Consider the following 24480-nt stretch of genomic DNA (forward strand, 5'->3'; position numbering starts at 1 on the left):
TCTGAAACTATTTTGTTCACCTTGGGGCAAGCACTTCTATCGTCCCGCTTCTTCGTTTTCCGAGTCCGATTTTCCGGCTCGTTCCTTCCGTTTCTATGAAAAGCACATCACTCACACCCACTCCGGGAGAGTTCGCGCCTTGCCTGGGCGCTCTCCTCCTCACTCTCACCTCCGCGCCACCGCTTCACGCGGAAGAAGGCAGCACCACTCTGCCCACCACCATCGTGCAAGCCGAGCGACTAACAGATTCTAACGGATTGGCTACCGACTCATTGGCAGATGCCATTTTTCCTCATCACAACACTGCGAGTTCTTCCGCGCTCTTTGCCGAAACCCCGCTCATCGAAACACCCTTCAGCGTCGGAGTCTACAACGAGACCCTCATGGAGGACCAGCGGGCCTTCACCTTGCGCGAGGTGTTAGAGAATGATTCCAGCACCTCTCTCTACTCCTCGGGCGGCTACTTCGGCACTCAGAACTTCGGCCTGCGCGGCTTTCAGGTCGGCAACTTCAATGGCTATCGCACCGATGGCCTGCCCACTCTCAATCTGGCCGCGCCCTATCTGGATGATAAGGCCAGCGTCGAAGTGCTGAAAGGGCCTGCCGCCCTGCAGTTCGGATTCATGCCTCCGGGCGGGGCCATCAACATGACCCGCAAGCGCCCCACCGAGGACTTCTCTACCAGTCTCCAGTTCGAGATTGATACCTTCGGCCGCACCTACTCCCAAATCGATATCAGCGACACCGTCGCGAATGGCCAGTTTGGCTACCGCCTTGTCTTAGCGGGTGAAGACTACGAAAGCTTCTACGACAATGCGGACGGAACCCGCTTCATGGGCTCCCTCTTCACCGAGTGGAAACCCTCCGAGGCCGTCACGGTCTGGAGTTCCCTCTCAGGCCAGACTCTCGAGCGCAATGGTTACTACGGCCCCATCATCTCGGGCGATGGATCCATTGTCTTCGACCTCGGGCGGGACATGAACATCATGCAGGACTGGGCGCGCAATGAGCACGAAATCTTCGAGGCAGCCATCGGCGCTGACTTCTTTTTCCAAGACGATTGGAAGCTGAAAACCGCCTTCAACTACCAGACCACCGACCGCGACTCGCAGCTCACCTATCCCTACGGAGTCGATAACGACGGGAATTACACCGATGGTGCCTACCTCACCGACGGTCCATTCGAATGGGATGCCTACGGAGCCCACGCCCATATTGAGGGCTCCTTCCGCACTGGCTTCCTGGAGCACGAGTTGGTCTTCGGCGCGCAATACCGCAGCTTCGAGACCGATGGTGCCCGCTTCTTTCCCGATGTGGGAGCGAACAATGTTTACAATCAAATCGACCACCCCATCCCGACCGCGCCTTTTTACATCCCAATCCAATTCGAGTATGAAGAGCTCGGAGTCTTCCTAACAGACACCATCGATTTCGGAAAAGGTTGGTCCGCACTCCTTGGCGGTCGCTTCTCCCGCTACGACAATCACTACCCCACAGACCCCGCTTCGGATGATACCGAGAGCGCCTTCAGCCCGACCGTGGCGCTCATGTTCGAGCCCACCGAGGGGGTCCACACCTACGTCACCTACACCCGGGCCTTGCAGGATGGTGGCTTTGCCAATCGCACCGCGAACAATGCGTGGGCGCCGCTGGGGATTCAGGAGTCCGAACAATTCGAGGTCGGGGTCAAGGCTCGCAGCCGTGACGGACGCTTCTCAGGAGAACTCGCGCTCTTTCAAATTGAGCAAGACGTGGCCCTCATCAATGACGAAAACATCGACGCATTCGACGGAACCCAGCGTCACCGGGGGGTGGAACTCGCCCTGCGCGGACAGCTCACCAACGAGCTGCAGGCGGGCATCTCGGCGACCCTGTTGGATGCCGAGCTGACCTCCACCGGTAATCGCCCCGAGCTGGTCCCCGAGTATCAGGTCAATCTCTGGAGCACCCTTGAGGTGCCCGCCGTTCCGGGCCTGGCCTTCACCGCCAACGCCCGCTTCACCGGAGGACAATATCTCGATGAGGCTGAGAGCTTCTCGACTGACGCCTACGCCGTGGTCGACCTCGGTGCGCGTTACAAATGGTCCACCCCCCATGCGGATTACACCCTGCGCGCCAACATCGAAAACCTCCTCGACGAAAGCTACTACGAGTCCGGCGAATTCTACCCCGGCGACGCAGGCTATCTGGCCTACGGCGAGCCTCTCTCGGCCAACTTTTCACTGCAAATCGACTTCTAAGCTTCACCCCGCAGTTTCACAACCTCCGACGGTTGCCTGCTGATGTGGGCAGCCGTCTCGCCTTCTTCCTTTCGAACCGAACAACATGAATCACCCAAACCCCTCCCCTCCTCCTCTCGAGGTCAAATCGGTCACCAAACTCTTTGGAAAAAACGAAACCCGGGTGCGCGCCCTCGACCAGATTGACCTCACTATCAAGCAGGGCGAGTTCGTCGCAATCATGGGGGCATCCGGATCAGGCAAGAGCACCTTGCTCCACGTCATGGCCGGTCTCACCGTGGTCGACGGAGGGGAAGTTCGGGTAGAGGGCAAAGACCTCGCCACCCTCAACGATACTGCCCTCACGTTCTTTCGGCGCGACCGCATTGGACTGGTGTTTCAGAACTTCAATCTCATCCCCGTTCTCAGCGCTCGCGACAACGTCAAGCTCCCGGCCGCCGACGACACCAATCTGGACCAGCGCACCACAGAACTGCTCACCCGTCTGGGCTTGAGCGAGCGCCAGCATCATAAGCCCGACGGCCTGTCGGGGGGCGAACAACAACGCGTCGCCATCGCGCGCGCCCTCATCAACGACCCTGCCATCATTCTAGCAGACGAGCCCACGGGCAGTCTTGATTCCGTTGCCGGACAAGACTTTTGCCAATTGCTCAACGAGCTCAGTCAAGACGACGGCCGCACCATCGTAGTCGTCACTCACGAGCCAACCGTCGCGATGTGGGCCGACCGCGTGGTTGTCCTCCAGGACGGCAAAAGCATGAGCAGCTTCCCAGTTGAAAAACGCGATCCCCAAGCAGTCGCCCTCGGCTACCAGAATGCGCTGAACCTTGCCCAAGAACTCCGTTTCTCATGAGTCGCGTCCCCGCTCTTTCCCTCGCCTACTTCCGCCAACATCCCCTGCGGGTGGTGCTCACCTCCATCGCTACCGCTGCCGCTGCCGCCATGGTCGTCTGGGTCGTGAGCGGCTACGATGCCCTGCTCGGGACCTTCGACCGCTACGCCAATCTCGCCCTGGGTCGCTACCCGCTCTCGGTCGCGCCCATCAGCAACTTCAGCCAATACGCCCCGGGAGCGATTCCTTCTCCGGCGGAAAAGTTTGTCCCTGCTGAAGCCATTGCGATGCTGCGTGAAGACCCAGCCGTCGCCGCCGCAGATCCCTTCTGGGTCAGTCAACAATACGCCCGCCCTTTCGTAAAAGAGGGCGAGACTCCCATCCCGCCCTACCTTTTGCCTGCCGCCCGCCTGGTGGGCACGGATGCTCCCGAGCCTCCTTTCGACTTGGTTGCGGGCAAGTGGCTTTCTTCTAACAAAAGTCCGTCCCCAACTGGAGTGCTCAGCGAACTGGCGGCCAGTGGGATGAAGATTGAAGTCGGCGATCACGTCTTGGTCGGCCCTCCCGGGCGGGTCACGAAGGTCGAGGTTATCGGCATCGTCGGGGGCGTTTCCATCGAGGGCTGGAACGCGCAAGTTGCCAGCTCACAACTCCTCGTCCCCAGCATCGGCGGCCTGTATGTCTCGACTTCCTTGGCAGAAGAAATCCTGGACCGCCCCTCTCAGATCAGCTTCGTGGCCGTAGCCCTCAATGACGACACCGATCTCACCCAATTCCGCTATCACTGGGCCACCCGATTGAGCAAACTCGGCACCCCCTGCCAGTTTCAGGAAGCCCATGATGTCGAGGAAGCGCTCGACGAAAGCGCCTCTGCCGAAAACCTCGCTTTGCAAGCTCGCGCCGCCACCATCGTCTCTACGCTGGCCGCCCTTTTCATCATCTTCAGCACCCTCAATATGGGGGTCAACGAGCGGGTCCGCCAGCTCGCCATCTTGCGCGCCACCGCCCTCACCCGCGGGCAAGTGGGACAACTCATCGCCATCGAGGGAGTCCTCTTTGGCACGATCGGCTTTGTCGTGGGCTGTGGAGCCGGAGCAGTCATCATCGCTTGGGCCTCCCGCTCTGCTCCGGAACTGCTCACCAATGGCGCCGTTGTCGGACCGAACAGTCTCATGCTGGCAGCCTTGTGCTCCTGCGGCGGCGCGCTTCTGGCGTCCCTTGTTCCGGCCATTCGGGCCATGCGGGTGCGCCCCATCGATGCCATGAGCCCCCCTCCCGCTGCTCCCCGTCATTGTTATTCGGTTAGAGGAATTCTAGGAGGCCTCGCGCTCCTCTCGGTCTACCCCTTGCTGGCCCTCGGGATCAAACACAACGACGGAGCGCCCTTCGTAACCTTTATGTTCTCCGGATTGTTTGCCCTTTCCTGCGGCTTCATTTTGCTAGCTCCCAGCATCGTGATGACTGTGGACCGTCTCGCCAGCCCTCTGCTAGCCCGCCTGATGCGCATCCCTCCCATGCTGCTCGCCAGCCAGATTTCCGGCAACCTGGGTCGCACTGTCGCCACTGCTCTCGCTCTCACCGTAGGGCTGGGGCTCTTCGTCGCCATCCAGACCTGGGGCCACTCCATGCTGGGAGGCTTCATGCCCGGCAGCTGGGCTCCCGACGCCCTCATCGGGTTCAAGCCCGGAGGGGTTGAGCGTCCCCTTGCCGAACAAGTCGCTAAACTCGAAGGAGTCACCAAAGGCCTCCCCATCATCGTCGAGCAACCCCGCCTCCTCGAGGATCTCACCAACAGCGCAGTGCGGGCCACGGTGGTGCGACAAGACAACGTCGTCATCGTCGGCGTCGATGCCGAGCCCGCCTTCGGAGGTGACGACCCACTGTTCACCTTCCGTTGGGTGGAAGGAAATGCCCGCGAAGCTGTGACCAAGCTGAAAAACGGCCGCGCCTGCCTCGTGCCCGATCACTTTCTCACCGAGACCGGGCTTCAGATTGGGGACTCCTTTCAACTGGTTCCCCCCAACAATCCCTCGCAGCCCGTCAGCTACGAAATCGCGGGAGTAGTCAAGCTGCCCGGTTGGCACTGGCAGACCAAGCCCACCGGCTTCCGCACCCGCACCCATCGCTCGGCCGCACTGGTCTTTGCCGACTATGCGGCAGTAGAAAACGACTTCGACTTTCACTCCTCCTCGCACGCCTGGTTCAACTACGACCCCACCCTCACCACCCCCGAGAAGCTCGCCGAATCCGCACAAGCACTCTACTCCGGAGCTCTCCGCAAAGAGGTCGGAATCGGGGGAGCGCTTAACGACGAACCCTATGTGCAAATCAACACCATCGACGACATTCGCGCGCTCGTGAATGGTCACGCCACCCAGTGGCTCTGGATTCTCAGCCGTCTGCCCCTCATCGTGCTCATCATCACCTCCATCGGCGTTCTCAATGCGCTTCTAGCTTCGGTGCAATCGAGACGCTGGGAGTTCGGCGTCTTGCGGGCCACCGGAATCACCCACCGAACCATCGTGCGTCTCATCATCGCGGAAGGGCTTCTATTAGGCGCAGTGGCTTGTTCGCTCAGCCTCGGATTCGGAGTGCTCGCGGGGTGGTGCGGAGCTGGCATCTCGCAATACATCAGCTTCTTCGGAGGCATGCCTCCCGAATTCGTCGTCCCGTGGAAAGAAATCGCCAAGGGCTTTGCCCTCGTCCTCCTCCTCTCCACCCTCGCCTCCCTCTGGCCCGCCCTCACCATCGGCCGCAAAAAGCCTTTGGAACTCCTGCAAGAAGGCCGCGGCTCGTTCTAACAACAATTGCCGATAGCGTCTCCAAGGAGCTGCCTGCAAATCCGTAAACGAGCGGTCAAAATGGACAGTTTTTGTCCAAAAATGAGATTTACCTGAAAGCGAAACAAATCTTGTTCAATTTCCCCCGGACCTGCGGGTAGGGTGCGCTTTATGCGCTACCTGAACACATCAATTGCCGCAACGTTCCTGATTCCCAGCCTGTCGGGTCAGGTCGTTTTACCCGAAACGGTGGTGACCGCTTCCCGCCAAGTGGAGGACTCGACCGAGTCCCCTTTTCTCACCGAGGTGATCACCAATGAGGACATCCTCAACAACTCTTTCCGCACTCTTCCCGAGTCTCTCGCGTTGACCCCCGGGGTGTCGGTGCAGAAGACAACTCACGGGCACGGGTCCCCTTTTATCCGCGGTTTTACCGGCCGCCAGAACCTCTACTTGACCGACGGAATCCGGCTCAACAACTCGACCTATCGCTCCGGTCCCGTTCAGTATGCCAACACCATCGACGCCTTTGCGCTCGATCGCTATGAGTTGGTGAAATCCCAGGGCTCGGTGCTTTACGGCTCGGACGCTCTCGGCGGCACGCTCAACTCCATAACCTCTGGTTCCAACTATCGTGACTACGACGCGGGAGAATTCTTTCAACACGGGGCGGCGAACTACCGCTTCGACACAAACTCCCAGTCACATCTCGGTCGCATTCAGCAAAGCGTTGGCTCCGGTGGCAGCTGGGGCTTCACCTTTGGCACCACGCTGAAGGACTTTGGCGACGTCGAATCGGACTACTACGGTGAGATGAAAAACACCGGCTATCCCGAACAAAACTACGATCTTAAATTCGAGTTCTCGCCCACCGACAACCTTCACCTCACTCTCTTTAGCCAGTATCTCAATCAAGACGACATCTGGCGCTGGCACTCCACCACCTTCAATCCCGGAGGTTGGGAGGGCTTGGACGCGGGCACCTACACCTCCCGCATCTATGACCAAGAGCGCTGGCTCAACTACCTGAAGCTGGAGCACGAGCCGCTCGCCAATTGGATTGATCGCTACGCGCTGACCTTCTCCTACCAGACCACCCAAGACAGCGAATATCAGGACCGTCGCCCTGCCAGTGACCAGATTCGCTTCGGTGATATCGTGACCGACACTTACGGCATCTCCTTCGAGGCCCAGTCCACAGTGGGTCGCACCAGCGTCCTTTACGGAGCCGACTATTACGAAGACCACATCGACTCCGAAGGCTATCGCATCAACACCGTGACCAATGCCGTCGACAACAACCGGGCGCCCATTGCCGATGATTCGACTTACCGCTCGCTTGGAATCTTCACCCAAGCTCGCACCGACTGGAACGACCAACTCCAGACCACCGCAGGAATGCGCTACACCTATGCCGACACCGACATCGGTTCGCTGGATGCCGAGGATTCCTGGCAAGCCCTCGTCTTCAACCTGCGTGCGCTCTATCAGCTCGACAGCACTTGGTCGGCCTTCGGTGGTTACTCCCAAGGGTTCCGCGCTCCCAATGTCAACGACCTTACCGGAGATGTCACTTCGCGTTCCGGGCTGGAGTCGCTGGGCACCCTGGGACTGGATCCCGAGCGCACGCAGACTTTCGAAATCGGAACCCGCGGCCGCTCTGACAAGTTCACCTTCGAGGCGGCCGCTTTTTACACCATTATCGACGACCTCATCGTTCGGGTGGAAGACGGCGGGGGCACCGAGCGCGCCAGCAATGCCTCCGAAGCGTGGATCACCGGCATCGAGGCCGAGGGCAACTACACCTTCAACGACAGCTGGTCACTCAACGGGTTTGTGACTTGGCAATATGGCGACCAAACTACCCCCGAATTTCTGGGCGGACCGGAGGAAGACTTTCCGCTCTCCCGCCTCTCTCCTTTGCGGGGTTCTCTCGCCCTTCGCTACGACTCGCCTGACGACACCTGGTGGGCGGAAGCACGCGCGACTGCTGCGGCGAAAGCCAACCGGCTCTCCCCTGGCGACGAAGGCGACACCCAGCGGATTCCACCAGGAGGAACTCCCAGCTACGTCGTCCTGTCCGCCAATGCCGGCTGGCAAGCAACCGAGAATCTGTCCCTCACCCTCGGCCTCCAAAACCTGACCGACGAGGACTATCGCATCCACGGGTCCGGACTCAACGAGCCGGGATTCGGCGCCATGCTGGGAGCGCGCGTGACCTGGTAATTTTTTCCACGGAGAGCAGCAAACTCCCCCCTTGAAGAGCGCGTCCTATTCATAGCGGGACGCGCTCTTTTCATTTTTTCGAAAGAGAATCTCGGAGGAAGCTTCTTGCTATTCCGCAGACTCTGTTCCCTGCCCAATCTGACGAATCAGCAAGGCCAAAGAGAGCCCCATCACCACAAAGAAGATGTTAAAAAAGCTCACCATCCACCCATGGGCATCCCCCATCTGCAGAGGACTCTGACCTTGCCCCATGAGAAAAGAAAGCGGGAGGAGAACAAACGCGCCCGCTGCCAAAAGGGAAAGATTAAGCAAGGCCCTTCGGCAGAAAACCGTCAAAGCCAAAGACAATCCCGTCACCACCCAAAAGACCTTTACCGGCCAATCAGGAAGCAATTGGGCGGCATGCAGAGCCAGCGCGACGGCCAAGGGCAAGCCCCCCAGAACCCAGTTCGTCGTTACGACAAGAAACCGGGTCTTCCGGCCTTGGTCTTCCTCGCCCTGAAGCAAGCGCTGCAAAAATATATAGACCCCAGCTCCAATCGAAAGCGAAACGATCAAGCCGAAGAAGGCAAAAATAATTTTGATGAAGAAGCCATTGAAGGCGGCGAAATGAACATTCACCAAGCCCTCAATCATCATGGGTCCCAGATGAGAGGTCGGGCTCTGCGAGTGTAGCACGTTCAAGCTCTCATCCAGCGTCACCACCGAGTTCCCCACGAAATGGAGGCCCTTCTGCTTTCCCTGCACCATCAGGGTGTGCGAAGCAGCGGCCTCCTCTGTGGCCTCAGTATGCTCAATATGAATGATGAGCGGTTCAACGGACTCCCCCCACAAGCTCGTAGCCTTGGCTCGCGCTTCATCGACGGGAAAGGACGGCTTCTCGCTCAGAGGTTCGGCCTGAACCATGTGTTCGGGAAAAAGGACCTCATTCAAGCCAGCCTGATCTCCCTCGAAAAACACCCAAACTGCAGGAGCCGCCAAAAATAGTCCCAAGGCCAACGACGCGCCTGTAACCGAGTAAATCACCTGGAACGGAAGTGTCAGCAGCGAGGTGAAACGGTGCACTTTCTTCCAACGGCTCTTCCTTTGAAGGGATAGATTCCGAGGGTGGATATCCTGCTTCATCGATCTCCATTGATAGACCGTACCTGTTAGAATCAATGCGAAAAACAAAGCCGCAATCAATCCCGAGAGCTGAATTCCGTATGGCAAGAACTCGAAGTAGTGCAAGTCCACGAAGAAGTGGAACAAGTCCGCTTCGTGGTCCGTCGCCAGGGTCGCCTCTCCCGACTGCGGATCGATCCAGTAGTGGGTCGGGTGATGAGCCTCCTCCAGATAGATGTCCGTGACCGGTCGCTCTGGAGTGGCCAACACCACCGACAATTCGTCCGTCTTCGGGTGCTTTTCCAGCAAGTTGGACACCACTCCATTGAGCGCACCCTGCTTCGCCGCAGAATCATCGAAGTTGGCGTTCGTCCAATTGAGAGACTCCGGCTCGAAGAGCGCCAGCGTGCCCGCCAGAAAAATTACAAACAGCGGAAGCCCCAGGGAAATTCCCAAGAGCGAGTGAAGCCGCCAGAAGCGGTTGCGCTTTTTCGCCTTCATGAGAATATATAAAGCAAAAGGCTCCCCACCAGACCCACGCCCAGAAAGGCCAAGCCCACCCACAAGCGCCGTTCAGCAGTGTAGGCCAGAGTCAAAAAGGTCGCCCATAGAGGAAGAGCGACCAACCCCATCAACACCACTGCGCCCTGTTCCTTCTGCATCCAACCGTAGATAAACAGCATGCAGGCGACCTCCGCCGCGACTAGGGTGACCACCATAATGGCCACATGACCAAAGAGAGCCTGAATTCGATTTGTCTTTCGGGGTTGGAGCATGACTTCGCGAGCGACCCTTTCCATCTGAAAAAGGTCGCGCGAGCCCTAACGATACCGAGTCTCACTCGCAATTGAAAAACAGGGCTCAGGCGAGCTTTTGGCAAAGGATCGCAATCAACCGCAAGTTCCCGACAAGGAGGCAGAAGTCGGGCCTTTGATGCCCTCCTATCTTCGGGCCTCGGTCGAAGCTCATGGAGGCGAGCTTTGGTCATTTAAGGGTCGGGTTTCGAAATTTCCATTTGTCTGGTGTGCTCTCGGGACCCGGCCCAATCAAACACTTCCCCGATTTAACAAAACAGGCGACCGCAATGGTCGCCTGTGTAAAAGGGATTAACGAGAAAATCGGAACTACTCGGCAGATTCCTCCGTTGCAGGAGCAGTCTCCTCAACAGGGGTCTCAGCGGGCGCTTCTTCTGCAGCAGGTGCTGCCACCTTCTTAGCTGCTTTTTTCGCTACCTTTTTAGCCGCTTTCTTTGCAGCCTTCTTGGCTGCTGGCTTGTCGGACTTCTTGGAGAGGACCTCATTGGTCTTCGCGAGTTCCTTCTTGCGCTTCAGGTAATCCTTACGGCGGCGACGCTTGATAACTTTTCTATGCTGCTGGCCCATATCGTGTGAAGGGTGGGTCTAATAGGCCTTTTGCCCCTGCGCAAGCGAAATCGACTCCGCATTCGACCCGCAGCCTTGATTTTGCCGCTCTAACGAAGGAGTCTCCCCGCGTGGCAGACATCCCTAATCTCCGTTCCCTCACCGCGGACGAATTTACGACTTCCTTTCAGGCGCTGGGCCAACCCGCCTACCGAAGCGCCCAAATCCTGGACTGGTTGTGGAAAAAGCGCGTTTCCTCAATCGACGAGATGTCCAACCTGCCGGTCTCTTTGCGGGAGACCTTGAAGGAAAAATACGAGCTTTCCGCCCCCACCATCGTGCGGGCCCAAGGCTCCAAGGACACGACGCGCAAGCTGCTCCTCAAGCTCAAAGACGGCCGCTTCGTTGAATGCGTGCTCATCCCTGCCTCCCCCGCTCTCTATGGTGAACAGTCCGACCGCCTGACGCTCTGTGTTTCCTCCCAAGTCGGGTGTGCCTTCGCTTGCAAGTTTTGCGCTTCCGGGCTTCTTGGCTTCACCCGCAATCTCACCCCGGGCGAAATTACGGCACAGATTCTTCTCGCCGAGGAACTGGCTGGAACGCGGGTTAACAATCTCGTCTTCATGGGGATGGGCGAGCCGCTGGCCAATCTGCCCAATCTGTTAAAGGCCATCGAGCTGATCACTTCTCCTGAAGGCCTCCACATCGGGGCCCGCCACCTTACGATCTCAACTTCGGGTCTCGTGCCCCAGATTAAGAAGCTCGCCGACCACCCGCGCCAGATTCGCCTCGCCATCTCGCTCCACGGAGCCACCGATGAAGTGCGATCCAAGATTATGCCCGTCAACGACCGCTGGGGCGTTGACGAGCTCTTCGAGGCTCTGCGCTATTGGAATTCCAAGAAAAAGCAGCACCTGACTCTGGAGTATATCCTCATCAAGGGCATCAACGATGACTTGGAGCAGGCCCGTATCCTCGCCAAGCGCGCCAAGGCCATTCGCGCCAAGGTGAACCTCATTCCCTACAATACGGTGGAGGGCTTGCCATGGGAGCGCCCCAGCGAAGACCACTGCCGGGCTTTCCGCGATATTCTGAAAAACAGCGGAATCTCCGCCACTCTCCGCCTCGAGAAAGGGCATGATATCGATGCGGCCTGCGGGCAGCTACGCCTTCGGGAGGAGACGAACTCCGAATAGGTTCTCGCATTTTCGGAAAACCTAACAACTTCTAACAAGCTCTGGTTTGCCCTTCTGTTCTCCAAGTGAAAAAAGTCGGGAATAAAATGCGGACTTCTCTCTCACAACAACAGCGAAGGATTGGATACCTCTGCCCCTGTGGAAGTTTGACCGCCGAAAATTGTTCCATTAATCGACCAGCACTCGCCTCTATTCTTCAAACTTTCTTCCGTTTTCGAGTCTCTCTATTCTCCATTCATTCTTAATTTTTTCGCTGCCGAATGAGATTTCATCCCTTTCTTCTACTCCCGACCCTTTTTCTCATTCAATGCGCTCCGGCCCCTGACAGTCTGTCGAAGCGAGCTGGCCAAGTCGTTCCCTTGCCTGCCCGCTACGATGGCACAAGCTATCCCGAACCACAGATTGCCAGCTCCCTTCTCAAGCTTTTCAACAACCCAGAGCTCAATTCCTTGACCCGCCGGGCCCTGCAACAAAACCCGGAGGTAGCGCTATCAGCTTCGCGTTTGGCTGAAGCAGGATTCAATTTGGAAAAATCGCGGTCCGCTCTCTTTCCTGCCCTTACTGGAAGCACCGGTCTGGGGAAAAGCCGGACCTCGGCCGGCAGCTTCGACACCTTCGACTACGGGCTGGATGCCAGTTGGGAGCTCGATGTCTGGGGGCGGCTCAAGAACTCGACTCGCGCAAGCGCCCTCGATCAGGCAGCCGCAGCTGCCGACCTCGCTTCAGTGCGCCAATCCATTGCCGCCCAAACCATGCAAGCTTGGTTCGATCTCGTCTCGACCACCAAGCTTTTGGAATTGGCACATCGAGAAACGGAAAGCCTGGAGTCCACCCGCCAGCTAGTTGAGCGTCGCTTTGAAGCCGGCACCGCATCCTTCGCTGATCTGGAACTCACTCGTGCTGATTTGGAAAATGCCCGAGCCGACTTGGAACGCACCCTTGACTCACGCGACCAGGCCGCCCGCCGGCTGAAGGTCTTTCTCGGAGAATACCCGGACGCCCGGCTTACCAGCACGGGCGACTGGCCTTCTCTCTCACGCGGAGTGCCCGCTGGTCTCCCCTCTGATTTGTTGCGGAACCGGCCCGACATCGACGCCGCCTATCAGCGAATCCGAGCTGCCGATTCCCGGGTGAAGGTTGCCCACGCCGACCTTTTTCCCAGCTTCAGTCTCACTGCCTCTACCGGCCAAACTTCCACTTCCCTATCCCGCCTGCTGCTTGGCAAAGACGGCGTCTACTCTCTCTTCGCCAATATGAGTGCTCCTCTCTACGATGCTGGCATGCGCCAGGCGGAACTCGGCGCTGCCGGCGAACGGGCGCAGCAAGCCCTCGAATCCTATCGCAGCACAGTACTCACCGCCTTTCGCGAAGTCGAAGACGCCCTCAGCTCCGAGCACTATCTCGCCCGCGAGGAACGCGCCCGCCAGACCGCCCTCGCAGCTGCCCGGAGCGCGGAAAAGCGCACCCGCCGGGATTACGAGGCCGGTCTCTCCGACCTCTTGACCCTCTTGGAAAGCCAGCGCCGGGTTTTCAGCACCGAAAAACAAACCATCACTCTCCACGCCACCCGACTGAACAACCGGGTCGCCTTGGCCCTAGCTCTAGGCAAAGGCATCTAACAATTCCACTTTCATGAAGATTCTGCAACGCATCCTCAACCTCCTGCTTCTTCCTCTCATCATTTTCGGGGCCCTCTTTGTGGTCAAAGGGATGATCGCCTCGAAGCCTGAACTGAAACCAAAGAAGAAGCCGGTCGTCATCCCACGGGCAGCCTTTGTGGAAGCTTCAGCCCAGACTCACACCCCCAGGCTCAAAACCTTTGGCACGACCCGGAGTTACAATGAAACCCGCATCTCAGCCCAAGTCAGTGGCAAGATTGTTGAGATTTCCCCTCTTTTCAATGCCGGACAAAACGTGTCCCGGGGTGACCTCTTAATTGAGATCGAACCAGCGGATTATCTTGCCACCATTGCCCAACAGGAAGCCGCCGTGGCCAGCGCGCAACAGGTTCTTATGGAAGAAGAAACCCGCTCGCGGGTAGCAGCGGAAGATTGGGTCGACTCCGGACGGAAACTTTCGGAAGCCAGCGATTACACCCTGCGCAAACCCCAGCTAGCTGCGGCGAAAGCAAACGTCGCCTCCGCACAAGCGGCTGTAGCCAAGGCCCGCCTCGACCTCGAGCGCACCAAGATTCGAGCCCCCTTCGATGCCATCGTCAGCGAGCGTCAAGCCAGCCCCGGCAATGTAGTCACCATGGGCACGGAGCTGGGAACCCTCATTGCGCGCGAGCGAGCCGAGGTCAGACTCCCCCTCACCCCCGAACAAGTCGCTAGAATCCAAATGCCGTCCAAAAACGGCCCGCCCCCTGCAGAGGCCACTCTAACCGCTCCCAGTCAACCAGGGGCCACTTGGACCGCCCGCCTCACCCGCACCGAGCCTAAAGTCGATCCGCAGAATCAGGTGATCTTTGTCGTGGCGGAAATCGAAGACCCCTTTGCCAACCAGGAGGCTTTTCTTCCCATCGGGGCCTTTGTCAACGCCGAGTTGGCCGCCATTCCTCTCCCCAATTCCTACCGCCTCCCCGCGACCTCGCTAGTGGAAGACTCCTTCGTCTGGGTCATTGATAGTGAGCAAACCCTGCGGCAACAAAAGGTGGAGCGCCTCTACTCCGAAGGTGACTACCTCCTCGCCCGAATCGACAAGCCAGTGGTGGAAGAGCCCCTGCGAGTCACCACCCGACCTCTCGCCTCATTCCAAGTCGGACAAACCGTGGAGCCTACCCCCTTCGAGGAAGCCAACACTCCCGCCGCCCCTTAAGCCATGGACCCTCGCCAAAAACATCCCATCATTGCTTGGTTCGCGGACAACCCCGTGGTGGCCAACATCCTGATGATCGCCATCCTGGGCTGGGGAGCCTTCACCGCTATCAATGTGCGGAAAGAGGCCTTCCCTTCCTTCGATGCCGAGAGTGTTACCGTCACGGTCCCCTTCCTGGGAGGAACCCCCGAAGACGTGGAGCGTGGCGTGGCGGTAAAAATCGAAGAGGCCCTCCAACAGGTCAAGGGCATCGACCGCATCACCAGTGTCTCCACCGAGTCCAGCGCGGTCGTTACCGTCGAAGCGCTAGAAGACTATCCCCTCAAGAAGTTACTGGATGACGTCAAGATCCAGGTCGACGCCATCCCCTCTTTCCCAGAACAGGCCGAGAAGCCGGTCGTGGAGGAGAATCAACGCCTCAACACCGTGATGCGCATCGACGTGCATGGATCCGTTGGGGAAGCGGTGCTAAAGGAAGCGGCCCGAAATTTGCGGGACGAATTGCTCAAGCTGGATGGCATTAGCATCATCAACACGAGTGGCGTTCGAGATTACGAAATTTCGGTCGAAGTCTCCGAAGAGAAACTCCGCTTTTACAACCTGACCTTTGATGAAGTCGCCGATGCGATCTCGAACAATTCGCTCGATCTCTCCGGCGGCACGGTTCGCAGCGATGGTGGCGACATCTCGGTTCGATCGCGGACCCAAGCCTATCTCGCCGAAGATTTTGCCGAAATCCCCCTTCGGACTACGGCGGAAGGAACCCGCATTTTTCTCCGCGACGTCGCGAGCATCCGCGATGGATTTGTCGATCAAAAGACTTTGGCCCAGTTCGATGGCGAGCCCTCAGTGGGGCTGGAGCTCCAGACCCAGGGTGACGGCGATATCATCAAAAGCGCCGAACTCGTTCAGGCCTTCATCAAGACCTATCCCCAGAAATTTACCGTTCCCGATGGAGTCAAGTTCACCGCTTGGAACGATGGCGCGGAGCCCATTCGCTCCCGCCTGTCCCTTCTCACCAGTAATGGCATCACCGGCATGGCCCTTGTGCTCATCGTTTTGGCTCTCTTCCTCAACCTTCGCCTGGCGGTTTGGGTTGCCCTGGGAATTCCCATCTCGATTGCAGGCGCCCTCACTCTCTTTCCCGTTGAGTTCATCGACATCTCTCTCAATCAGCTCACAGCGTTTGCCTTCATCATCGTGTTAGGAATCATCGTGGATGATGCCATCGTTATCGCCGAAGCTGTTTACTCCGAAAAAGAGGAAAATCCAGATGAAGATGAAATCAGCACCACCGTGCGTGGAGTCTCCAAGGTCGTGGTTCCCGCCGCCTTTGGCGTCTTAACCACCATCGCGGCCTTCTATCCTCTGACGGGAGTATCCGGTCGCATGGGCAACGTCTTTGGGCAGATTGCCACCGCGGTCATCTTCTGCCTCATCTTCTCCCTCATCGAATCCAAGATCATCCTTCCCTCCCACTTGGCTCATATCAAAGCGGGAGGGAAGCCCACCAACTTCATTTCACGCTTCTGGAGCAAGGTTCAAGGCGGAGTGTCTGGCGCCTTGGACCTCTTCGTCTCCAAGGTCTACCAACCCGTGATGCGACGTCTGGTGCCCCTCCGCTACGTTGTCCTCGGCCTTTTCATTGCCGTTCTCATTCTAGTAGGAGGCCTCCTTCCAAGTGGAAAACTACGCTTCGTCCAGTTTCCCGACATCTACCGCGACTCCATCTCGGCCAACCTCGAGCTCGAACAGGGATTGCCTGTGGAGTATCTACACGAAAACGCCGAGCGACTGGCCGACGCCTTGCGCGAAGCCGTCAGCGAACTTGAAGAGGAAACCGGCGACAAGATCCTGCGCCATATCTCGGTCAACGCTTCGTCCAACACCAAGGCCAGCATTGCCGCACTACTCACCGTCTCCGAATCGCGGAGAGCCTCCACCGCCGATGTCGTGAAACTTTGGCGCCAGAAAATGGAACCCGTGGCAGGAGCCAAAGCACTCACCTTTGGTGGCACCGCGGGCCCTCCTGGTCAAGGGTTGGAGATTCAGCTTTCCAGCAACTCCCTGGAAACCCTCAAAATCGCCGCCGACGAACTCAAGGACAAGGTCGTGACCTTTCCTGGCGTCAATGACGTTCAGAACACCTTCGACTCAGGGCGCCCTGAAATCCAAATCGAGCTAACTCCGGACGGCGAGGCCAGCGGCTTCACCAAACGCGAGTTGGCCGTCAATGTGCGAAACGCCTTCTTCGGCCGCGAAGCCCAACGCGTGCAGCGCGGACGCGACGAAGTGAAGGTCATGGTGCGCTACCCCTATGCCGATCGCACCAAAATCGACACCCTCAGAGACATGCGCATCCGGTCCGGAGATGGAACCGCCATCCCCTTTTCCATCGTGGCTGACACCCAATTCGGCGACTCCTTGGCCTCAATCGAGCGAGCCGACAACGAACGCATCGTCTCGGTCAAAGCGGACATCGACAAAAGCATCACCTCCGGCGCGGAAGTGCTCAGCCAGCTACAAGCCGAATATTTTCACCAACTCAGGGAAGAGCACCCGGGGCTTTCCATCGGGCTCTACGGCAATGCCGAAGAGCGACGGAAATCCAATCAATCCCTCGTCCAAGGCTTCATCCTTTCTGCGGTTTTAATCTATGTTCTCTTGGCGATTCCGCTGCGGTCATACGTCCGTCCGCTCATCATCATGTCGGTCATCCCCTTCGGCATCATTGGGGCTCTGCTTGGCCACTACATTGTGGGCATACCTGTCAGCATCCTTTCGGTCTTCGGCATTCTAGCCCTGAGCGGAATTGTAGTGAATGACTCTCTCGTGCTCACCTTCCGCATCAGCGAAATACAGGAATCCAACCCCGATCTCGCCTATGCAGAGTGCCTGGTCCGCGCAGGCAAAGAACGCTTTCGCGCCATCTTGCTCACCACCCTGACCACCTTTGTCGGACTGGTGCCGCTGCTCTTCGAACCATCCGTGCAAGCGCAGTTCCTCAAACCGATGGCCGTTTCCGTCGGGTTTGGAGTGGTCTTCGCAACCGTCATCACCCTCGTTCTTCTGCCGATGCTTTTGATGATCTTGCGGGATTTTCGCAAGCTGCTCGGAGGCTCCCTGCAGGCATGGAAGGGGCTTTTCTAGGAAACACAGGTCCAGGTCTCAATCGACTTGGGAGCCACGGCTTTACGGAAATCCCTTGTGGATGAATCCGTTGCCATCCTTCGCCACCGCTCACTCGTAGACGCAAAAAAGCCCGCGAAAAATGCGGGCTCTTGCTACAGCGAATGAACTGCGTTGCTTTAGAGTCTCAGGCTATCCTAAAATGGGATATCGTCCTCTTCGTCCTCGTAGCCCCCGCCTTGGCTTGGAGCGCTGGGAGAAGGTGCAGATGGTTGCGGCTGAGAATCACTGGAGTAGCTCTGCCCTCCACCGCCTCCGCCTTGTCCGCCACCACCACCAGGACCACCTACGAACTGCATCGACTCACCGACGACCTTGAGCTTGCTGCGCTTCTGTCCGGAAGATTTGTCCTCCCAAGAATCCAACTGCAAGCGGCCTTCAATGAAAACTTCTCGTCCTTTGGCCAAATATTGATTGGCAGTTTCAGCTTGGCGTCCCCAGAGGGTCACATCAACAAAGGTCGTCTCTTCGGTTCGTTCACCACCGTCAGTTCCGCCACGATAACGGTTGATCGCCATGCCCAGATCAGCAACTGCAGTCCCCTTGGGAGTGTAGCGAAGCTCCGGGTCGCGGGTGAGGCGCCCCATCAAGTAGACTTTGTTTAAATTTGCCATGGTGCTAATGCTACTGGCCACGGGATCGGGACCAAGTGCAAAATCAATCTTACCCTGCGAAGGGATTTAGGACATGCGCTGGTAATGCTGGAGATGCACCACGTCATTGAGCTTCAAGCGTTCTTGAATCTTCTCAATCACATCGGGGGTCGCATCAAAGAGGTAGTTCACATAGTGACCTCCATCCAAATCGCGCGCGTTGTAGGCGAACTGACGGCGACCCAACTGTTGAATCTCGTCGAGCTTGGCGCCCACTGCTTCCATCTCTTTGCCCACGCTGCTGACAAGGTCATCAATTCCCTTATCATTTCCCTTCGTGTTCAACACTATCAGACCTTCGTATTTCCTGCTCATCGTCGCTCGGGTACTCTTCCTTCGGTTTAATTTTAACGTTAAATTCATTGGCCGCGCTCGACACGCCGACCGAAGCGGCAAGCTGAACGGCTCGCACCGCTCTTGCAAGCGTGTTTTGCAATTCATCGCGTTCATCTGGCGCAAATTTGCCCAATACGTGCCCAACGAGACCTCCTGGAGCGGCAGAACCGACTCCGATCTTCAATCGTGGGAACTCTTTGGTGCCCAAACACGCGATGAGGGACTTGATCCCATTGTGCCCCCCATCCCCTCCATTGGCTCGAAAGCGGAGAGTTCCGAGCGGCAAAGAGACGTCATCATAAACCACGAGAATCTGCTCCGGTGTCCAACGGTAGAAGCGGGCCAGACTGGCAACCGACCTCCCACTCAGGTTCATGAAAGTCATCGGCTTCAATGCGGTAACCCCATCCACTTTCGCAAGGTCTCCCTCCCACTTCTTTTCGAGTTCAAAGCGAGTCCCCTTTTCCTCCGCCCACTTGTCGAGGACTTCAAAACCGATATTGTGTCGGGTGCCTTCGTATTCCCGCCCGGGATTCCCCAAGCCGACGATTAATTTTAGTTCGCTCACTACTTCTTTATCCTCGTCGGTTCCAAATAGGAGACAAATAAAAAACCCGTCTCGTTCGAGACGGGTTCTTCGAAAATGAAAGTGCTCTACAGCGGAGTTACTCGGCAGCGGCTTCCTCAGCCCCTTCTTCCGATTCTTCACCATCAGCTCCCGCACTCTTCGCGATACGAGTCTTGGCAACCAAGGCGATGAGCAAATCTTCGGCCACTGCAGCGGACACACCTTCAGGGAACTCGATGTCCTTGACTTGAAGAATGTCTCCGATCGCCATTTCGCCCACTTCCGCATGCAAAGTCTCAGGAAGATCCTTCGGCAAGCAAGTCACGTCAATACCGTGCAACTGCTGCTCAAGAATACCACCGTTCTTCACCCCGATAGGCTCGCCGGTCAGAATAATAGGAAGGTGAGCCGTGATTTCAGTAGTCGCGCTAACCGCCAAGAAATCAGCGTGAACGATTGTACTGGAAAGAGAATCGTGCTGGATATCCTGAACGAAGGCCAACTGCTTGTTGCCATTGTCCAACTCCAGGTTCACGAGGAAACTGTCCGAAGCACTGGCAGCGAGCAATTCGCGGAAAGCCTTGGCGTTGATTTTCACGTTGAGATTGTCCTGTCCTCCTCCATACACAACGGATGGTACCCAGCCCTCTTTACGCATTTGCTTGAGGAGTCCGGAACCAGTCCGTTTGCGTTCTTCTGCTTTCAGTGTTGCGGTCTTTGCCATGGCTTCTTGATGTTAAAAATGGAAAGCGCGAAGGCGAAACATCGCGCTAGGGCGGCGGTGATTACACTTCCGGCCCCGCTATGTCAAAGAGAGAACTTACCGATTTTCCCTCATTAATACACATGATCGCCTCTCCAAAGAGCGCCGAGAGGTCAACAACCTCCACTTTCCCTTGATTCACAACCGGTGTGGAATTCGTCGTCAAAAGCTTCTCAATGGCTGATTTTTCAATCCTTTCCCGACCCAAATCGCCCAAAACAGCGTGCGAAACACCGGCAAAAATGCGGCGAGCTCCATTGGCCGCGAGAATCTTCGCCGCCGCGCAGAGAGTTCCCGCAGTCTCCGTCATATCATCCACAATTAGGACATCCTGCCCTTCCACCGAGCCAATCAGATTCATCGCTTCCACCTCGGTAGCACTTACCCGGTGCTTGGCAACAATGGCCAAGCCAGCACCAAGCGCGTCTGAATACGCCCGTGCAATTTTCACCCCCCCCACATCCGGAGACACAACGGTCAAAGCACGGGGATCTTCCCCTTTCCTAATCTCACGAACCGCTCCAATCAGAGCCCGCTTCGCATAAAGATGATCAACCGGAATATCGAAGAATCCCTGGATCTGCGCCGCATGCAGATCCATCGTCACCACCCGCTGAACCCCTGCTGCAGTTAATAGATTGGCGACAAGCTTGGCTGTAATGGGGACCCGCGGCTGATCCTTGCGATCTTGGCGGGCATAGCCGAAGAAAGGAATTACCGCAGTAATATTCCCCGCACTCGCCCGCCTCGCCGCGTCCACCGTAATCAGCAGCTCCATCAAATTGTGGTTCGTCGGCGGACAGGTCGGTTGGATAATGAACAAGTCCTCACCTCGGATATTCTCGTTGATCTTAACGAATGTTTCTCCGTCAGGAAATGAAGTCACCTTCACATCTACCAACTCCTGCCCCAAAAAACGGGCAATCCCTTTTGAAAGCTCTTCGTGAGCGGTCCCTGAAATCAACTTCATGTGCCTGAGCGCGGGAGTGTGCCGAAACTGAAACAATTGACAACCATTGAGGTCGCCTACTTTGCGCCTTTGCTGCAAAGAACCGCCGGAATCGTCTTCAGCATGATTTTAAAGTCCAACCACAGCGACCAATTATCGATATAATCGAGGTCCATTTTCACCCATTCGTCAAATTTCGTAATCTGATTGCGACCTCCCGCCTGCCATGTGCAGGTGATCCCGGGACGCACGCTCAAGCGGCGCCGGTGCTCCATACGCTCGAACTTGTCGACTTCGTAGAGCGGAAGCGGCCGCGGCCCCACCAAGCTCATATCCCCCTTCAACACATTCAATAACTGCGGGAACTCATCCACACTCGTCTTACGGAGCCAAGTGCCGAAGCCAAAAACTCGCGGATCCTTGTCCAACTTAAAGACCGGACCGCTCATCTCATTGCCCACTTCCTTTTTCACTTCAGCCAAACGAGCCTCAGCGTCAGGAACCATGGTCCGAAACTTGTACATTTTGAATGGCTTCCCGTAACGCCCTGCCCGCTGTTGCTTGAATAAGATCGGACCACTCGGGCTACCCAGCTTAATCCCAATGGCAGCGACGAGCCAGAGAGGAAAAGTAGCGATGATAATGAGAAGAGCTCCAATTTTATCAAAAACAGACTTTGCAAAAATCGCCCACGAAAGCTCGGGAGTCGAGCGCAAGACCAACATCGGCTTGCCCCCCAACAAATCGAAGTCCGGTCGAGCGATTTGTGTCCGGATAAAACCCGCCGATACCCAAGCCTCAATCCCCTGCAGTTCGCAGACTTCAATCGCCTTCGCCAATTGACCAAACTCGGTATGCCGAGCCAGGAAGAAAACCCGTCCCACCGAAGCGGCCTTGATCTTCTCCTCAAAATCTTCGATGGAGGTATCGCGCAGATCGACGCGGTCAACAATCTTCCAACCAGCCTGAACCTCTTCAGTAGTCGATCCCAGAAACTCTTCAATCTCCCTTTCCCCCCCTGCGATAATCACCGCCTCCTTCGCATCCTCGGCCCGAACAGCGTGCAAGACAATGCTTCTCGTCGCAGCCTCCCGCAAAAGCAGAAAAGCAATCGTCAATGGAATCCCCGCCCCTAGAATCCAACGACTTTCTACCGAAATCTTGAGGAAGATCACAAACAACCCAACGACTACGCAAACGATCACATAGGCCTGCAAAAGCTGCAGCAACGAAGTGCTCACCCTCTTGCGCAGCGGATTCCGATAGAACCCAAAAATCTCAAGCGTGAAAGGTAAAATCGGAACGAGAATAAAAAGCACCCAAGTCAACTCACCTAGCCCCCCTTGGTATTCGTTCATGGACCTAAGGCCAACAAACTCACGAAACGGGTCTCGAAGCAATGCCGCCACCATAAATGCCAGCCAGATCAATGCGGCATCAATGAGCTGCAAGATCTGAATTGAAAAGCTCTCGCGTTTACCGTTTTCCATAAAATTAACTTTCCCCAGCCAAAGTTCGAGATCCGAACTAAGGAAGCTTCGACCTCCAGTCAAGGATTTCAACTTCGACAGGTTCGATCCGGGCGCCTTCTAAAAACTGAATTTGTTGTTCGAGCCAGCCCAAGACCTCCCGATTTAGCTTCCTTCTAGAAAAATTTAGTCGGTGACTTTCAGCGAAGGCCTCTCGGGACGCTTGATAGAGAAATAGAGCCTCTCCAGGCCGCCGAAGCTTCGAGGCGTGGTCTGCTCTCCGAATCAGGTGCCAACCTACTCCATAGACAACCCCATACTTATTTTCCCTGCGTGCTACCGCTTCCAAGGCTCTTAAATGATAACCTTCTGCTTGAGAGAACTCACCGGCGTTATCCAAGCAATAGGCATAGTTCGCCAGCCCTTCACCGTCGAAGGGATGAATCTTAACCACAAGTTGCCAAATTTCAATTGCCTGCTTCAAGCCCTGCTCTCTCTCCTTTTCAATCAAAGCCCGCCCAACCTGTCGCAGGACGTAGTAAGACGGAGCTGACAACGAATATTCATAAAGTTTAGGCAAAACCTCTTCTTCATTGGCTCTCGCGCTTTCCACCTTTAACCAAAGGGGAAATGCGACCACCTCGCGGCGAATCGAATTGTTCCCAAAAGCTCCAAAGAGAAAGAGGAATAGAAGAACTCCCACCTTCACCAAACGCGAAGCTTGCGGACCCTCCGTCGTCGAAAAAGTGAGACAATTGGCCCCCATACCTCCAACCAAAAAAGAAAACAAAACGAGATTGGGAACCATGTGAAGATTAAAGTCAAAGGCCGCTCGAATCGACTCGGCCACGAGGACTCCAAACGAGGCAAAAGGCACCCAAGAAGCCACCTCGCTTGAGGGGTGGCGGCAGGAAAACCAAAACCTTCCCCCAAATGCGACAAGTAGTGTCACAACTACGAACAGCCCGACTATCCCATATTCCGCGAGCAGCTGAAGATAGTCCGAGTGAACCATTTTTGCATCGCCGTACCATCCCCCTAATCCCGCAAAATTTTTAGGAAACAAATACGAATACGCATAAGCGCCCTGCCCGACCACCGGGGCCTGCAACCAAATATCAAATGCAATGCCCGCCAAACCGAGTCTCCCCATCGTTGACCCCTCAATCCCCTCTCGCTTGGCAGCAATAACTTCAAACGAAAACCACCCTCCAATCAGAATTGCGCCCACGAGGCCTATCGACGCGATCACAGCCCAACGACTCAGTTTTTCTTCTCGCTTTTTGGGCCCCAAAAACTTGAATGAAACGAAGGTGCAAAGAGCACCAATGACCATCACAATAAAACCACCCCTCGAATTTGTGAAAAAACAAAGAGTTGCCACACCCAGGGCAACCAAAGTCCACAGTGTCCACCACGGCCGCTTAGTACTAGCTAGCGCTACAAAAACAGGTAGTGAAATCTCTAAAAAACCTGCTAGATAATTCCGGTGAAAATAAAAGCCGCTCACCCCCTTCTGGTCCGCCCGCGACGGGTCAATAACAGCATAACTTGGGTCAAATATCCCTTGATAGGCTGCGACCACCCCGTGAGCAAATAAAAGAATCAACAAGGCCCCTAAGAACAACCCTCTACCGAGCTTATACTGAAAAGAACAGGCCCCTGCCACCAATGCAGCGATTGCTCCAGTGACTAGTACCACATCTCTTCGTGCCAAATCCCAAACCGGCGACTCAATCGCTCGCCACAAAAAATACCCGCCTCCTGAAAAGGCAATTAAAAGGAGCCAACTCGGCAGTGCCGGAGCGACCCTTGAGAGCAAAAAAAGGCTACCAACAACAAGGAAAGGCAATGAATAAGCTACTCGTGGAAATTCGAATCCGTTTCCAATCAAAGTAGCATACGTCAGTCCCAGCAAACAAAGCACCCAACCGACGACAGCCAACAACGGCATTCTACCGTTCGTGCTAAGAGAATTGGATTCTTCCGTCTTCATA

General features: G+C 56.4%; 18 protein-coding genes. 8 read left to right on the top strand and 10 right to left on the bottom strand.

Translation table 11 applies throughout. The features are described 5' to 3' along the window. The first annotated feature begins 95 nt into the window (after positions 1 to 95). The 4 genes from IE099_RS18140 (at position 96) to IE099_RS18155 (ending at position 8078) form a co-directional block, all read left to right on the top strand. Positions 96 to 2240: a TonB-dependent siderophore receptor gene (locus IE099_RS18140; protein ID WP_189573252.1), complete on the top strand. Its 2145-nt coding sequence runs from the start codon at positions 96 to 98 to the stop codon at positions 2238 to 2240. An 85-nt stretch (positions 2241 to 2325) separates the two neighbouring features. Further along, on the top strand, positions 2326 to 3093 hold the full coding sequence (locus tag IE099_RS18145) for an ABC transporter ATP-binding protein (RefSeq protein ID WP_189573255.1): 768 nt from the start codon (positions 2326 to 2328) through the stop codon (positions 3091 to 3093). Then, a complete protein-coding gene (locus IE099_RS18150; RefSeq protein ID WP_189573257.1) occupies positions 3090 to 5873 on the top strand; it encodes an ABC transporter permease in 2784 nt (927 codons plus the stop codon). The genes IE099_RS18145 and IE099_RS18150 overlap by 4 nt, the downstream gene beginning before the upstream one ends. Before the next feature lie 150 nt (positions 5874 to 6023). Continuing rightward, the gene (locus tag IE099_RS18155) at positions 6024 to 8078 is read left to right on the top strand and encodes a TonB-dependent receptor (protein ID WP_189573260.1); all 2055 of its coding nucleotides are present in this window, start codon (positions 6024 to 6026) and stop codon (positions 8076 to 8078) included. A gap of 108 nt (positions 8079 to 8186) precedes the next feature. Here the strand turns inward: IE099_RS18155 and IE099_RS18160 are convergent, their stop codons facing one another. From IE099_RS18160 to IE099_RS18170, 3 genes are all read right to left on the bottom strand, one after another. Next, positions 8187 to 9683: a PepSY-associated TM helix domain-containing protein gene (locus IE099_RS18160; protein ID WP_189573263.1), complete on the bottom strand. Its 1497-nt coding sequence runs from the start codon at positions 9681 to 9683 to the stop codon at positions 8187 to 8189. After that, positions 9680 to 9958 (bottom strand): hypothetical protein, encoded by a 279-nt coding sequence (locus IE099_RS18165; protein ID WP_189573266.1) that lies wholly within the window; start codon positions 9956 to 9958, stop codon positions 9680 to 9682. Before IE099_RS18165 ends, IE099_RS18160 begins: the two co-directional genes overlap by 4 nt. Before the next feature lie 348 nt (positions 9959 to 10306). Continuing rightward, positions 10307 to 10564 (bottom strand): hypothetical protein, encoded by a 258-nt coding sequence (locus tag IE099_RS18170; protein ID WP_189573270.1) that lies wholly within the window; start codon positions 10562 to 10564, stop codon positions 10307 to 10309. Between the two features lie 110 nt (positions 10565 to 10674). Between IE099_RS18170 and rlmN the strand changes: the two genes are divergently transcribed. The 4 genes from rlmN (at position 10675) to IE099_RS18190 (ending at position 17706) form a co-directional block, all read left to right on the top strand. Further along, a complete protein-coding gene (gene rlmN, locus IE099_RS18175) occupies positions 10675 to 11739 on the top strand; it encodes a dual-specificity RNA methyltransferase RlmN (protein ID WP_189573273.1) in 1065 nt (354 codons plus the stop codon). A gap of 260 nt (positions 11740 to 11999) precedes the next feature. After that, a complete protein-coding gene (locus tag IE099_RS18180) occupies positions 12000 to 13358 on the top strand; it encodes an efflux transporter outer membrane subunit (RefSeq protein ID WP_189573276.1) in 1359 nt (452 codons plus the stop codon). 13 nt (positions 13359 to 13371) lie between these two features. Further along, positions 13372 to 14556, top strand: a complete 1185-nt coding sequence (locus IE099_RS18185; RefSeq protein WP_189573281.1) for an efflux RND transporter periplasmic adaptor subunit — start codon at positions 13372 to 13374, stop codon at positions 14554 to 14556. Between the two features lie 3 nt (positions 14557 to 14559). Beyond that, complete coding sequence (locus tag IE099_RS18190; protein ID WP_189573284.1) at positions 14560 to 17706, top strand: efflux RND transporter permease subunit; 3147 nt, start codon at positions 14560 to 14562, stop codon at positions 17704 to 17706. A 176-nt stretch (positions 17707 to 17882) separates the two neighbouring features. Here IE099_RS18190 and ssb read toward each other — a convergent pair whose 3' ends face one another. The 7 genes from ssb to IE099_RS18225 all read right to left on the bottom strand — a co-directional run bounded on the left by ssb (position 17883) and on the right by IE099_RS18225 (position 24479). Further along, on the bottom strand, positions 17883 to 18359 hold the full coding sequence (gene ssb / locus IE099_RS18195; protein WP_189573287.1) for a single-stranded DNA-binding protein: 477 nt from the start codon (positions 18357 to 18359) through the stop codon (positions 17883 to 17885). Between the two features lie 66 nt (positions 18360 to 18425). Continuing rightward, the gene (locus tag IE099_RS18200; RefSeq protein WP_229809583.1) at positions 18426 to 18686 is read right to left on the bottom strand and encodes a 30S ribosomal protein S6; all 261 of its coding nucleotides are present in this window, start codon (positions 18684 to 18686) and stop codon (positions 18426 to 18428) included. Further along, positions 18664 to 19302 (bottom strand): aminoacyl-tRNA hydrolase, encoded by a 639-nt coding sequence (gene pth / locus IE099_RS18205; protein WP_229809584.1) that lies wholly within the window; start codon positions 19300 to 19302, stop codon positions 18664 to 18666. The genes IE099_RS18200 and pth overlap by 23 nt, the downstream gene beginning before the upstream one ends. Positions 19303 to 19399: 97 nt before the next feature. Further along, the gene (locus IE099_RS18210; protein WP_189573295.1) at positions 19400 to 20026 is read right to left on the bottom strand and encodes a 50S ribosomal protein L25; all 627 of its coding nucleotides are present in this window, start codon (positions 20024 to 20026) and stop codon (positions 19400 to 19402) included. 61 nt (positions 20027 to 20087) lie between these two features. Beyond that, positions 20088 to 21035 (bottom strand): ribose-phosphate diphosphokinase, encoded by a 948-nt coding sequence (locus tag IE099_RS18215; RefSeq protein WP_189573298.1) that lies wholly within the window; start codon positions 21033 to 21035, stop codon positions 20088 to 20090. Between the two features lie 56 nt (positions 21036 to 21091). Further along, on the bottom strand, positions 21092 to 22504 hold the full coding sequence (locus IE099_RS18220; RefSeq protein WP_189573302.1) for a sugar transferase: 1413 nt from the start codon (positions 22502 to 22504) through the stop codon (positions 21092 to 21094). Between the two features lie 37 nt (positions 22505 to 22541). Then, positions 22542 to 24479 carry an O-antigen ligase family protein gene (locus IE099_RS18225; RefSeq protein WP_189573305.1) on the bottom strand — a complete coding sequence of 646 codons (1938 nt, stop codon included), beginning with the start codon at positions 24477 to 24479 and terminating at the stop codon, positions 22542 to 22544. Between the last annotated feature and the right edge of the window lies 1 nt (position 24480).

The organism is Roseibacillus persicicus (assembly GCF_014651675.1).
GTDB classification, from domain to species: Bacteria; Verrucomicrobiota; Verrucomicrobiia; order Verrucomicrobiales; family Akkermansiaceae; genus Roseibacillus; species Roseibacillus persicicus.

What these genes read in the sequence shown, in the direction of transcription:
- IE099_RS18140 (WP_189573252.1), top strand. Translation starts at nt 96, where the DNA reads ATGAAAAGCACATCACTCACACCCACTCCGGGAGAGTTCGCGCCTTGC.
- IE099_RS18145 (WP_189573255.1), top strand. Translation starts at nt 2,326, where the DNA reads ATGAATCACCCAAACCCCTCCCCTCCTCCTCTCGAGGTCAAATCGGTC.
- IE099_RS18150 (WP_189573257.1), top strand. Translation starts at nt 3,090, where the DNA reads ATGAGTCGCGTCCCCGCTCTTTCCCTCGCCTACTTCCGCCAACATCCC.
- IE099_RS18155 (WP_189573260.1), top strand. Translation starts at nt 6,024, where the DNA reads ATGCGCTACCTGAACACATCAATTGCCGCAACGTTCCTGATTCCCAGC.
- IE099_RS18160 (WP_189573263.1), bottom strand. Translation starts at nt 9,683, where the DNA reads ATGAAGGCGAAAAAGCGCAACCGCTTCTGGCGGCTTCACTCGCTCTTG.
- IE099_RS18165 (WP_189573266.1), bottom strand. Translation starts at nt 9,958, where the DNA reads ATGCTCCAACCCCGAAAGACAAATCGAATTCAGGCTCTCTTTGGTCAT.
- IE099_RS18170 (WP_189573270.1), bottom strand. Translation starts at nt 10,564, where the DNA reads ATGGGCCAGCAGCATAGAAAAGTTATCAAGCGTCGCCGCCGTAAGGAT.
- IE099_RS18180 (WP_189573276.1), top strand. Translation starts at nt 12,000, where the DNA reads ATGAGATTTCATCCCTTTCTTCTACTCCCGACCCTTTTTCTCATTCAA.
- IE099_RS18185 (WP_189573281.1), top strand. Translation starts at nt 13,372, where the DNA reads ATGAAGATTCTGCAACGCATCCTCAACCTCCTGCTTCTTCCTCTCATC.
- IE099_RS18190 (WP_189573284.1), top strand. Translation starts at nt 14,560, where the DNA reads ATGGACCCTCGCCAAAAACATCCCATCATTGCTTGGTTCGCGGACAAC.
- ssb (WP_189573287.1), bottom strand. Translation starts at nt 18,359, where the DNA reads ATGGCAAATTTAAACAAAGTCTACTTGATGGGGCGCCTCACCCGCGAC.
- IE099_RS18210 (WP_189573295.1), bottom strand. Translation starts at nt 20,026, where the DNA reads ATGGCAAAGACCGCAACACTGAAAGCAGAAGAACGCAAACGGACTGGT.
- IE099_RS18215 (WP_189573298.1), bottom strand. Translation starts at nt 21,035, where the DNA reads ATGAAGTTGATTTCAGGGACCGCTCACGAAGAGCTTTCAAAAGGGATT.
- IE099_RS18220 (WP_189573302.1), bottom strand. Translation starts at nt 22,504, where the DNA reads ATGGAAAACGGTAAACGCGAGAGCTTTTCAATTCAGATCTTGCAGCTC.
- IE099_RS18225 (WP_189573305.1), bottom strand. Translation starts at nt 24,479, where the DNA reads ATGAAGACGGAAGAATCCAATTCTCTTAGCACGAACGGTAGAATGCCG.